General features: G+C 70.7%; 9 protein-coding genes. 4 read left to right on the forward strand and 5 right to left on the reverse strand.

Going from position 1 to position 11,660, the window contains the following annotated elements; genetic code table 11:
• Nucleotides 1–72 precede the first annotated feature (72 nt).
• The 3 genes from AC5LUJ_RS14360 to AC5LUJ_RS14370 form a co-directional block, all read right to left on the reverse strand.
• Nucleotides 73–1,449: a DUF4350 domain-containing protein gene (locus AC5LUJ_RS14360; RefSeq protein ID WP_493465087.1), complete on the reverse strand. Its 1,377-nt coding sequence runs from the start codon at nucleotides 1,447–1,449 to the stop codon at nucleotides 73–75.
• A 131-nt stretch (nucleotides 1,450–1,580) separates the two neighbouring features.
• On the reverse strand, nucleotides 1,581–2,234 hold the full coding sequence (locus AC5LUJ_RS14365) for a DUF4129 domain-containing protein (protein ID WP_250285912.1): 654 nt from the start codon (nucleotides 2,232–2,234) through the stop codon (nucleotides 1,581–1,583).
• A 71-nt stretch (nucleotides 2,235–2,305) separates the two neighbouring features.
• Nucleotides 2,306–3,427 carry a DUF7847 domain-containing protein gene (locus AC5LUJ_RS14370; RefSeq protein WP_250285911.1) on the reverse strand — a complete coding sequence of 374 codons (1,122 nt, stop codon included), beginning with the start codon at nucleotides 3,425–3,427 and terminating at the stop codon, nucleotides 2,306–2,308.
• A gap of 441 nt (nucleotides 3,428–3,868) precedes the next feature.
• On the opposite strand from AC5LUJ_RS14370, the gene AC5LUJ_RS14375 reads away from it, so the two are divergent.
• From AC5LUJ_RS14375 to AC5LUJ_RS14385, 3 genes are all read left to right on the forward strand, one after another.
• Nucleotides 3,869–4,717: a ComF family protein gene (locus tag AC5LUJ_RS14375; protein ID WP_250285910.1), complete on the forward strand. Its 849-nt coding sequence runs from the start codon at nucleotides 3,869–3,871 to the stop codon at nucleotides 4,715–4,717.
• A gap of 194 nt (nucleotides 4,718–4,911) precedes the next feature.
• The gene (hpf, locus tag AC5LUJ_RS14380; protein ID WP_250285909.1) at nucleotides 4,912–5,589 is read left to right on the forward strand and encodes a ribosome hibernation-promoting factor, HPF/YfiA family; all 678 of its coding nucleotides are present in this window, start codon (nucleotides 4,912–4,914) and stop codon (nucleotides 5,587–5,589) included.
• Between the two features lie 197 nt (nucleotides 5,590–5,786).
• The gene (locus AC5LUJ_RS14385) at nucleotides 5,787–6,491 is read left to right on the forward strand and encodes a response regulator (protein WP_250285908.1); all 705 of its coding nucleotides are present in this window, start codon (nucleotides 5,787–5,789) and stop codon (nucleotides 6,489–6,491) included.
• Nucleotides 6,492–6,692: 201 nt separating this feature from the next.
• Here AC5LUJ_RS14385 and AC5LUJ_RS14390 read toward each other — a convergent pair whose 3' ends face one another.
• A complete protein-coding gene (locus AC5LUJ_RS14390) occupies nucleotides 6,693–7,247 on the reverse strand; it encodes a GNAT family N-acetyltransferase (protein ID WP_250285907.1) in 555 nt (184 codons plus the stop codon).
• 359 nt (nucleotides 7,248–7,606) lie between these two features.
• On the opposite strand from AC5LUJ_RS14390, the gene secA reads away from it, so the two are divergent.
• On the forward strand, nucleotides 7,607–10,582 hold the full coding sequence (gene secA / locus AC5LUJ_RS14395; protein ID WP_250290253.1) for a preprotein translocase subunit SecA: 2,976 nt from the start codon (nucleotides 7,607–7,609) through the stop codon (nucleotides 10,580–10,582).
• A 359-nt stretch (nucleotides 10,583–10,941) separates the two neighbouring features.
• On the opposite strand, the gene AC5LUJ_RS14400 is transcribed toward secA, so the two are convergent.
• Nucleotides 10,942–11,660, reverse strand: a 719-nt coding sequence (locus tag AC5LUJ_RS14400) for an Rv3235 family protein (protein WP_493465088.1), incomplete at its 5' end; no start/stop codon positions are given.

Here is an 11,660-nt window from a genome sequence, read left to right on the forward strand (position 1 = left end):
CCGCCGTGCTCACGGGCCCGGCCGGGGAAGCGGTGGCCGTCCGCTGGGTGTCGTCGGATGTCTCCGGGACACTCATCCTGCCGCCACCTGCCGATCCGGTCCCGCTGCCACCTGCCGGTCCAGCGCGTCGAGCTGATCCACCAACGCCACCAACGCCTCGTCCGTCACCCCTGTCGCCAGGGCCGTCCCAGCCGCTGCCGGGGCACCCTGGCTCATCTCGGAACCGTACAGGAGCAACGTGATCTCCGTGGGGGAGCGTCCGGTACGGGTGGCGACGGAGGCCACGAGCGCGGCCGGGTCAGCCTCGGGCTGCCCCGTGTCGCCGGGCCGGGCCGGGCGGGTCCGTGTCGGCAGCCCGAGCCGTTCGGCCAGCCGCCCGCGCGTGGTCGCCCGCAGCACCGCCGCGGCCAGGTCCCGGGCCTGCGCGGCGGCGTAGAGGCGGCCTCGTCCCTCGACGGTCTCGGCCGCGCGCACCACGACCGGGAGCGGTTCGGGTACCGGCGGGCCGAGCCGGCGGCCCCGCCACAGGGCGAGGACGACCGCGGCCAGGCCGAGCTGGAGGCAGGCCAGCGGCACCCGGTCGGGCAGCAGGTCGAGCAGGCCTCTGCGGGCCACCGCGTCCGGGGCGCCGAGCTGCGGGGTCACCCAGGACAGCGTGCGGTGCCGGTTGAGCAGCCCGATCGCGAGCGCCGCGCTGCCCTGCTCGTCCAGTCGGTCGTTGGTCATGAAACCGGCGTTGCCGATCAGGACGAACCGTCCAGGCCCGGCCGCTTCCCGCGGCCGGCCCGGTGCTCGGGGCGCCGGCACGACTACCAGGACCGAGGCCGACTCCACCGGGTAACACATGGTGAGCTCGGCCGCGTCCGGCCCGGTGGCCCGGAAAGCAGACCGGCCACCGAGCGTGACCGCCCCCGCCGTGGTGGCCTCAGACAGCTGGCATTGTGGCGAGGGTGTCCCGGAGGGGACGCGGCCGGTGACGGTGACCGGCAGGCCCAGGGCGTCGACGACAGTCGCGTCCGGCTCGAGGAGCACCACGTCGCTGCCCTGGCCGGCCAGCTGGGCAAGCCTGTCGAGCGCCTGCCTGGATGCCCGCTGTGGGTGGGCCAGCACGATCGTGACGTCGGCGGGATCCGGCTCGTTCGCCGTCTCGGCCGGGTCGTTCGTCGCGGTGACTGTGACGCCGTGCGCCCGCACGAGCCGCGCCAGGGCCATGGTCCCGTCCGGATCGGCCGACCCAGGATCGAGCGGGCGTCCGTTCGAGCTTGCAGACATGACCACAAGTGTTATACATATTACGATAAGTAGTAAAAGGACGGCTGTGACGCGGATGCCACGGCGGGCTCGCGGATCGAGCCCCCGGCGCCCGGCGCCCGGCGCCCGCGGGGCAGCGGCCTGCGAGGCCGCATCCTGCGGCGACACATCCTGCGGCGACACGCTCTGCGGGGACACAGCCGGCGAGGGTACGTCCGGCGAGGGTACGGCCGGCGGGCCGGCGGCCCGCACCGGCGCGGCTCGTGGCGGTACAGCCTGTGGCGGAGTGCCGGACGCGTGGTTACGCTGCCGCCGGCCGGCCAGGGCGCTCAAGCCGGCACCGTGAAGGTGGGAGCCGGGCTGGCGTCGCCCGCTCCCGGCCGTGGCCGCAGCCCGGTAAGCGCTTCGTCCGCCCGTACGACGGTGCGGTAGGAGGCCTCGGACGCGCTCCGCCCGCCGTACCAGATCTCGCTGAACACGGTCACGGCCGCCGCCAGGGCGGGGGTGGGAGCGGGCGCGATCCGGCCGACCTCGGCGACCAGCTCACCGGCGGTCCGTCCCGGCCGGGGCTCGAGCACTCCTGACTCCTCCAGCATCCGCACGACGGCGCGCAGCCGGGAACGCACCGCGTCAGCGAACGCGCCGGCACGGGCCGCGGCGTCGGCCTCGGCCCGCAGCGCCGCCGCCGACAGCGGACTGGTCAGATCGAGATCCGTCGACGCCGTCCGGGCCTGCCGCCGCAGCGGGCCGAGACGCAGCCGCACCGCCACGGCGGCCACGGCGGCCACGATGACGAGGGCCGCGATGCCGAGGCCGCCGCCGGACGGCTCGGTGACGCCGGCCCACAGATCGCCGAGCCGCGCGGTGAGCCAGTTCACCACCCGTTCGAACCAGCCTGGCCCAGCCCGGTGGTAGATCGCCCTGGACAGCTCGCGGCGGGCTTCCTCCGCTGCCGCGTCACGGGTCACCACTGGCTCGATCATCGCGGTTCACCCATTGCTGTGCCGCGGGGCCCCGGACGCCCGCGTTCCCGCCGCGGATGCTCGTGCTCCCGTCACTGATAGCCCTGGCCGGTCGCGGCGCGGCGCTCCCGCGCCGCCTGGGCGAGCGTCATGTCGAGCCCTTCCAGCCGGATGCGGCGATCGACGTAGAGCAGCACGACCACGCTCGCCATGACCGGCATGATCACGGTGTCGATGATGATGCTCATAATCGCGTTGAGCGCGAGGCCCGGCCCGGTGAAGTCGCCGCTGACCGGATCGGTCAGGGCGTCGCTGGCGGCGGTGAAGGCCAGCCCGAAGATGAAGGCGAGGACGAACAGCAGGACAGCGACAACTATGCTCGTCAGCAGCAGGATCCCGAAGGTGCGCCACCATGCGCCGCGGACCAGTGTCCACGAGCGCCGCATGGCCGTCCTGATCGTGCCGCCTTCGAGGACGAACGCGGGGGTCGCCAGGACCAGCGCGACCGCTACGAAGATGCCGCCGATGACGAGCCCGATGAGCCCGATCAGGGTCAGCAGCGCCACCACGACCGACAGCCCGGCGAGGCCGGGCAGCCGGGGCCGGACGCGCCGCAGGACCTCTCCGATCTGGATGCTGCTACCCATTGTCAGCTCGCTCACCGCCACGCTGAGCACGCCGGTCAGCGCGACGATGACGACGAAGTTGATGATTATATCCACGATGCTGAGGGAGAGCGCGAGACCGGTGGAGCCGCGCTGGCCGATCGCGGTCAGCGCCGCCGCGACGATCTGTGTCGCGGTGGTGACACCGAAGGTCAGCCCGATCATTACCGCGGGGCTGCGCCGCAGCGCGGCGAAGGCGCCGTCGAGTATTTCGCCGACGGCCAGCGGCCGTAGCGGGATGATCCCCGGTTTCTCGGCCTGCGGCAGAGGCCCCCACTGGCCCGCTCCTCCCGCCGGCTGTGGCTGCCCCCAGCCCGATGGCGGCTGGTTCCAGCCAGAAGGTGGGGACTGGTTCCAATCAGGAGACGGGGGCTGGTTCCCGCCAGGAGATGGGGGCTGGTTCCCGCCAGGATGCGAGGGCGGCTGGTTCCCGCCGGACGGCGGTGGTTGGGGCTGCCCCCAGCCGGGTGGCGGCGGCTGCTGCCGGCCGTCCGAGGGATTCGGCCCGCCGGGTGGCTGGGGGTCGCCCCAGCCTGGTCCGCCGGTCATGTCGGTCTCCTCACCTTCTCGGGCCTCCGGCGGTCCGGATGGAGGCGGCCGCGCCAGTGTCCCGGCGCGCTGTCCGGGGCCGGCGCACCCGTGCCGCCGTGACCGGTTCGCCGTATGGATGGATCCGCGCTGCCAACGATCGGCCCGGCCTGCCGCGTGCCCGTACTGCCGCGTGCCCTACTGCCGGTGGACCCGGTGAGTGCGATCGTGCCAGATCTGTCGATGTTGGGTGCCAGGCGGACAGGAAAGCCCATCTTTGATGACTATTTGTATTCATTCGATTTCTTTTCGCGTCTGCGGAAAGGCCGCGCTCACAGAGCATGCACGTCGTGGGCGTCCTGGGCGGGCGTTGTCCACAGGCAGGTCCCGCCCCACGAGGGTTTTCCACAGGACGGGCCGGGTGCTGGTCAGGCCGGGGCCGGCGGGGTGACCATACGACACATGTCCGCTACGTACCTGTCCGCCGCTTTCGAGGTCCTGCTGGATCTTCTCCTGCCGCGAAGCTGTGCCGGCTGTGGCCGTCCCGGCCCGGCTGTCTGCGCGGTGTGTGAGGCCGCGGTCGATCGGCCCGCATTCCTCGCCGCTTCGGGACAGACGGCCACCCCGAAGCGGCGAGGGCCACCGTGTTTCGCCGGCGCCGTCTACGACGGCGCGTGCCGGCGAATCCTGCTGGCCTTCAAAGAAAGAGGCAGGTTGGACGCCCCCGGGCCACTCGTGTCGGCACTGGCCCGCGCGGTGGTCGCGGCCAGGGCCGCGTCAGCACACGACGGCCCGGTCGTTCTGGTGCCGGTGCCGTCGACCCGGGCCGCGGTGCGTCAGCGCGGGTTCGACCACGTACGCCGGCTCGGCGACGGCGCCGCCCGGGTGCTGCGCCGAGCGGGCGTGCCGGCACGGGTGGTGCCGATGCTGCGCCCCGCCCGGCCGGTGGCGGACCAGGCGGGCCTGAGCGCCGCGGAACGCGCGGCCAATGTCGACGGCGCGTTCATCCTGCGCCGTGCTCCAGGGGGCCGGGGGCCGGGCGACCATGTTTCTTCCGCGGCCGGGTCTTTCCCGCCGGATGCCTCCGTCGGCTGGGACGGCCGTGGGACGCCCGGAGCGTTGTTCATCGTCATCGACGACGTCGTGACAACCGGGGCGACGCTGTCCGAAGCCACTCGGGTGCTGCGTGCCGGCGCGGTACCGGTATCGGTGGCGGCGGTCGCCGCCGCGACGTTGGCCCACCGACGCCCTACTCGAGATGACCGGCCCCAAGCTGTCCGTTTGCCTGCGATCAGGGTACCGGAGGGATAAAACTGTCGTCACCCGTACCGGCACCACGGGGACTGACAGGCGGGGCGAGGGCCCAGGTGTCCGGGGGCCCGAGCGGAAGGAACGAGGCAGCAGATAAGCCCTGGCGCACGGCACGACACCGGAAGCGGGGCCTGGCCCGATCCGTCGGGACTGCCCGATGGTCGCGACTTCCGGTCTACAGGAAGGTGAAACGAGTGGACATCGTGGTCAAGGGAAGGCACACCGCGGTTCCTGAAAGGTTCCGCGAGCAGGCCGAGGCCAAGATTGCGAAGCTTGAGAGGTTTGATCACAAGGCGTTCCGGGTGGACGCGGAGCTCTCCCGCGAGCGCAACCCGCGCATGGCGGATGTCCGCGAGCGTGTCGAGCTGACCGTGTTCTCACGGGGTCCGGTCATCCGCGCGGAGGCTGCCGCGGCCGACCCCTACGCGGCGCTCGACCTGGCCGCGGCGAAGCTCGCCGAACGGCTACGGCGGGCTGCCGACAGGCGGAGCCGTCACAACGGCGCGGGCCGTGCCTCACTGGCGCAGACCGCCCCCGACCGGCCGTCCGGTCTGCCGGACGGGAGCCCGGCCGTCGGTGTGCTCGATGCTTCGGCGGCTGCCGGCGGCGACGCGGACTACGGTGTCGCGGATCCGTCCCCCATGGTCGTCCGTGAGAAGGTCCACCGAGCCACGCCCATGACTCTTGACGAAGCGTTGTCCAATATGGAGCTCGTGGGCCACGACTTCTACCTCTTCCGTGACGTGCACACGGGCCTGCCGAGTGTCGTCTACCGACGGTGTGGATACGACTACGGCCTGATCCGGCTTGAGGCGGATACGGGTGCGGACGCGGCTCAGGATCCTCACCAGGACTCCGCGGTTCACGCATAGGCCGTATCCGGGCCACCGGCAGGCGGATCCGGAGGCCGGCCACGACCAGCCTCGTGACATGGTCGCAACGGTGTAAAGGCATGCAGGTCCAATTGACGTGGGACCATCTGCCGTGGATGTCTTCAGCCGCCTGCCAGGTGGCCCGTGCACCGGCACGGACACCTGGCAGGGGTCCGCCGCGACGTGAGGGAGGTCATATGACGGGGGATGGGCGCCAGCCGGGGGAAGAGCCGTTGTCGCCGGATCCCATCCGGGTGCTCGTCGTTGACGATCATGCTCTGTTTCGGCGTGGCCTACAGATGGTCCTTGAGCAGGAGAAGGACATCGAGGTGGTCGGTGAGGCACCGGACGGCTCCGAAGCCGTCACGATGGCGGTCGACACCGCGCCCGACATCGTCCTCATGGATGTCCGGATGCCGCGTCGCGGCGGGATCGACGCGACCAGCGCAATCAAGCAGGCAGTGCCCAGCGCAAAGATCGTCATGCTGACCATCAGCGACGAGGAGGGCGACCTCTACGACGCGATCAAGGCGGGTGCCATGGGCTACCTGCTCAAGGAGATCTCGATCGACGAGGTTGCCACCGCCATCCGCGCCGTGCACGGGGGGCAGAGCCTGATCAGCCCGTCGATGGCCTCGAAACTTCTCAGCGAGTTCGCACTAATGATCAAAAAGGCGGACAGTCGGCCGCAGCTGCCCACCCCCAGGCTCACCGATCGTGAGATGGAGGTCCTGCGGCTCGTCGCCAAGGGGCTCAACAACCGCGACATCGCCAAGCAGCTGTTCATCAGTGAGAACACGGTCAAGAATCACATCCGTAACATCCTGGAGAAGCTTCAGCTGCACTCCCGGATGGAGGCGGTGGTCTACGCGGTCAGGGAGAAGCTGCTGGAAATCACCTGAATCCGTCACCGTCCGCGCCTGCTGCCTGAGCCTGCTGGCGGTCGCCGTGGCGGCCACCCGGCCGGGGACACGCCGGGCTGGCGTATGCCGTGTTCCTCCTGGCGTACGCCGTGTTTCCCGGACTGTTTTCACGCGGTCGCGACCGGCCGGTCGGTCGTGGCCGGCTGGCATGAAGCTGCCCGGCCATATGGTTGCTGACCGTCACGACGGAGGCCGGTCGTCCGGCAGCAGGGAGCCGATCCAGCAGTCGATCCGGACGCCGCGCAGGACGAGGCCCCGGCGCAGCGTGCCCTCGATGGTGAACCCGTTCTTCTCCGCCACCCGGCGGGAGGCCCAGTTGCCCACCCCGGCCGTCCATTCCAGCCGTTCGACCCCGAGGACCTGGAACGCCCAGCGGCTCACCACACCGACCGCCTGGCTGACGACACCCTGGCCACGTGCGCCCGGCGCGCACCAGTAACCCACCGTGGCCAGGCCGTCGTCGGTCACCTCGGTCAGGCTCACGGAGGCCAGCACCGACCCCGACGTGGCGTCCAGCACGGCGAACGGGGCACCCCGGCCGTCGTCCCACTGCCGGGGCGCGAACCCGGTGATGTAGGCCTCGGCGTCCTGCCGGGTGTAGGGCGAGGGAATCCTTATCCAGCGCTGGATGTCCGGGTCCTGGCAGGCACGGTGGACGTCGTCGATGTCGGCGGGGATCCACGGGCGGAGGTGGATCCGGCCAGCCGTGATCTCCACGGGGTCGAGCTTCGGCATCTGGTCAGGATCGCCTACGAGCCCGCGGGAGGCGTCGGCGGCCGGGCACTGACCGCGGTTCCCGTACGTTCTGATGGGCGGGCCCCGGGGCCGGGAGCGGATCCGCCAGCAGCCACGAGGATCCGCGGCCGGGCACGGGCACGGCAGCACGATTCCGTACCGCCCCGCTGGTGGGGAGGGAGGGCCGGCCCTTTCGACGGGTGAGGCCGCCTGGTGCGGCGTCCGGCCTGTCACAAGCGTCCCGCCTGTCACAAGGATGTCCGACCCGCCGTACGGGGAGGATCGATCAGCACCGGGGGTCTAGCCTAGTCTCGTTGTGTAGGTGACCCAGCCGACAAGCCGCCCGAGGAGTTTCACCCGTGGTACTCGAGAAGATCCTCCGCGCCGGCGAGGGCCGTATTCTGCGCAGGCTCAAGGCCATCACCGAGCAGGTGAACCTCCTCGAGGACGACTTCGTGGGGCTCACCGACGCCGAGCTGCGCGCGATGACCGACGAGTTCCGGCAGCGGATCGACGACGGGGAAACCCTCGACGAACTTCTCCCCGAAGCATTCGCGGCCGTACGCGAAGCGGCCCGGCGGACCCTCGGCCAGCGGCACTTCGACGTCCAGATCATGGGCGGGGCGGCCCTGCACCTGGGCAACATCGCCGAGATGAAGACCGGTGAGGGCAAGACCCTCGTCTCCACGCTGCCGGCCTATCTGAACGCGCTGTCCCGTAAGGGCGTGCACATTGTCACCGTCAACGACTATCTGGCCCAGCGGGACGCGGAGAACATGGGCCGGGTGCACCGCTTTCTCGGGCTCACGGTCGGTGTGATCCACCCGCAGATGCCACCGGCGGTCCGCCGCCAGCAGTACGAGGCCGACATCACCTACGGCACCAACAACGAGTTCGGCTTCGACTACCTGCGGGACAACATGTCCTGGAGCGGTGATGAGCTCGTGCAGCGCGGGCACAGCTTCGCCGTCGTCGACGAGGTCGACTCGATCCTGATCGACGAGGCCAGGACACCGCTGATCATCAGCGGCCCGGCGGACAACCCGACCCGCTGGTACACCGAGTTCTCCCGTATCGCCCCGGCCCTGGTCAGAGACGTCGACTACGAGGTGGAAGAGGGCAAGCGGACGGTGGCCATCACCGAGAGCGGGGTGGCCAAGGTGGAGGACCAGCTCGGTATCGACAACCTCTACGAATCGGTGAACACCCCGCTGGTCGGCTACCTCAACAACGCCCTGAAGGCAAAGGAGCTCTACCGCCGGGACAAGGACTACATCGTCACGGACGGCGAGGTTCTCATCGTCGACGAGTTCACCGGCCGGGTACTGCACGGCCGGCGTTACAGCGAGGGTATGCACCAGGCGATCGAGGCCAAGGAAAAGGTTGAGATCAAGCAGGAGAACCAGACCCTGGCCACGATCACGCTGCAGAACTACTTCCGCCTTTACGACAAACTGTCCGGAATGACCGGAACCGCGATGACGGAGGCGGCGGAGTTCCACCAGATCTACACCCTCGGCGTCGTGCCGATCCCCACGAACAAGCCGATGATCCGGGCCGACCAGCCCGATGTCGTGTACAAGACCGAGGTCGCCAAGTTCAGCGCGGTCGTCGACGACATCGCCGAGCGCCACGACAGGGGCCAGCCGGTACTCGTGGGCACGACCAGCGTGGCGAAGTCGGAGTACCTGTCCAAGGAGCTGACCAAGCGCGGCGTGAAGCACGAGGTGCTCAACGCCAAGCAGCACGAGCGGGAAGCCTCGATCATCGCCGAGGCGGGGCGCCGGGGCGCGGTGACCGTCGCCACCAACATGGCCGGGCGCGGTACCGACATCATGCTCGGTGGCAACCCCGAGTTCCTCGCCCAGGTAGAACTGCGCCAGCGCGGCCTGAGCCCGATCGACACTCCGGAGGACTACGAGGCGGCCTGGCCCGAGGCGCTGGAGAAGGCTCGCGCGTCGGTCAGCAGCGAGCACGAGGATGTCCTGGCGTTTGGTGGGCTGTACGTGCTGGGCACCGAACGCCACGAGTCCCGCCGCATCGACAACCAGCTGCGTGGACGAGCCGGCCGCCAGGGCGACCGCGGGGAGTCCCGGTTCTACCTGTCCCTGGGCGACGACCTCATGCGGCTGTTCAACGCCGCGGCCGTCGAGGGAATCATGGACCGGCTCAACATTCCCGAGGACGTGCCGATCGAGTCGAAGATCGTCACTCGTGCGATCCGTTCCGCGCAGACCCAGGTAGAGGGCCAGAACTTCGAGATCCGCAAGAACGTCCTGAAGTACGACGAGGTGATGAACAAACAGCGCACCGTCATCTACGAGGAGCGCCGGAAGGTTCTCGAAGGGGCCGATCTGCACGAACAGGTCCGCCATTTCATCGACGACACGGTGGAGGCGTACGTCCGCGGCGCGACCGCGGAAGGGTATCCCGAGGAATGGGACCTCGACACCCTCTGGAGCGGTCTGGGCGAGCTGTACCAGGTCGGCGTGGAGGTGCCGGCCCCCGACGACCGTGAGGGGCTGACCGGCGAAACCCTGATCGAGGAGCTGCAGGCCGACGCGCACGATGCCTATGACCGGCGCGAGGAGGACCTCGGCCCGGGCCCGGACGGCGACCCGCTCATGCGGGAGCTGGAACGCCGGGTCGTTCTCGCCGTCCTCGACCGGAAATGGCGTGAGCACCTGTACGAAATGGACTACCTGCAGGAGGGAATCGGCCTGCGGGCAATGGGGCAGCGTGACCCGTTGGTCGAGTACCAGCGGGAGGGCTACGACATGTTCCAGACCATGATGGAGGGCATCAAGGAGGAGTCGGTCAGGCTGCTGTTCAACGCCGAGGTGCAGGTTCCGGGCGCGGATTCCGCGGCCGCCGAGGCCGGCGCGGCGCCGGCCGGCCCGGCGGTCACCCCGGTGGACGGCGCGGCGCAGGTGGTCGGGGGGCCCGGCCATCCCACGGCTGTCCGGCCGGCGGTCGCCACCGGGGCTGTTCCCGCCGGGGCCGATGGCACGATGGCGCCGGCCGGGCCACCAGCGCGTTCCGCCGCCGCGAACACCGTGGATGTCCAGCCGGTGTCCGCGCCACCGCCGGTGTTCGTCAAGGGCCTGGAGCCGCGTCGTCCCACCGGGGATCTTCGTTATACGGCGCCGTCAGCGGACGGTGGCTCCGAGACGGTGACGACCGGGGTCTCCGGGGGCATGGCCGGGGCACATGGTGGGCAGCAGCCGGCGACCGGCGGTAGCGCCCGCCCGGCCCGCAACGCCCCCTGCCCGTGTGGTTCCGGGCGCAAGTACAAGCGCTGCCACGGGGACCCCGCCCATCGCAGCACCGCCTGACGTCCCTGGGCCGCGTCCACCAGGCGCCCCTGGCAGAACGTGAAGCTGAGCGCGCCGCGGCGGCGCGTTCGCCGGGCCCCCTCGGCGGAACGCCGTGATCTTGGGACCCGTCGATCAATAACTGCGGTTCTCGATCGAGAGAGGCTGCTGTCAGCCCCGCAACAAGACCGACATCAACAACCGGAGTTATTTTCCGGCAGTTCCCTGCCTGCCGTGAGCCTGCCTGCCGTGAGCCTGCCCGGCGGGAGGACGCGCGGACACGTCCCTGCCGAAGCCCCTGACGGCCTTCGGTAGGGCGCGGCCCCGGCCGGCGTCGCGCTGCCCGCGCGGCACGGGCTCCACGCGGGCGGACCTGGGCGTTACGCGAGCGGAGCCGTACCCGCCGCCCGGGGTACGCCTGCCGGACCGTGCCGAAGGGCGTCGGTCTGTAGCGCGGTGACCCGCCAGCGGCTGCCGGCGGTCTCCATCCGCAGGGCGATAGCGGACACCCGGTCGCCTCTGGCGATCACCGCGGCAACCTCGGCGATCCCTTCCCGTGGCTCGCACACCCGCAGGCAGCGAAGGGTATGGCGCCGATGCCGGACGTTGCCGGCGACCAGTCGTTCAAGATCTGCCTGCACCCGCGGGGAGGTCCAGGCGACAAGGTGCGCGACGGGCCGGATCCCGGTCACGGCCTCGACGATGGCCCGCACGACGACGGTGGCCGCGGCCCGGGCCGAGGGGAGTTCCCCGGTGCCCGGGGCGTCGGTGCGCCCGGGGCCCGGGAGGGGCTGCAGCGGCCGTACCAGCGTGTCTCTGGCCGGATACGGCCGCTGATCACCGTGGTCGGCATGCTCGGTGCGGGGCAGCGCGAGGACGATCGGGGCCGCCGCCGCGATGACGGGGGCCGCCGCCGCGGGGCCGGTGGGTGGGTGCGCCCCCCATGCGCCGGCTGGCGGGTCGTCGTCGTACGGCGGGTCGGTGGGGGCGATCGGTATCTGGTAGAAGCGTCGCGTGCGGGTGGAACCCGCGTGCGCGAGGTCTGCCGCGGTGGTCGCAGTGGTCACGGCGTCTTCTCCGGATGGGTGGAGGGGCGGGG

The organism is Protofrankia sp. CiP1_Cm_nod3, assembly GCF_982290655.1.

Coding starts and splice junctions, on each gene's coding strand:
- AC5LUJ_RS14365 (WP_250285912.1), bottom strand. CDS start 2,234: ATGATCGAGCCAGTGGTGACCCGTGACGCGGCAGCGGAGGAAGCCCGC.
- AC5LUJ_RS14370 (WP_250285911.1), bottom strand. CDS start 3,427: ATGACCGGCGGACCAGGCTGGGGCGACCCCCAGCCACCCGGCGGGCCG.
- AC5LUJ_RS14375 (WP_250285910.1), top strand. CDS start 3,869: ATGTCCGCTACGTACCTGTCCGCCGCTTTCGAGGTCCTGCTGGATCTT.
- AC5LUJ_RS14385 (WP_250285908.1), top strand. CDS start 5,787: ATGACGGGGGATGGGCGCCAGCCGGGGGAAGAGCCGTTGTCGCCGGAT.
- AC5LUJ_RS14390 (WP_250285907.1), bottom strand. CDS start 7,247: ATGCCGAAGCTCGACCCCGTGGAGATCACGGCTGGCCGGATCCACCTC.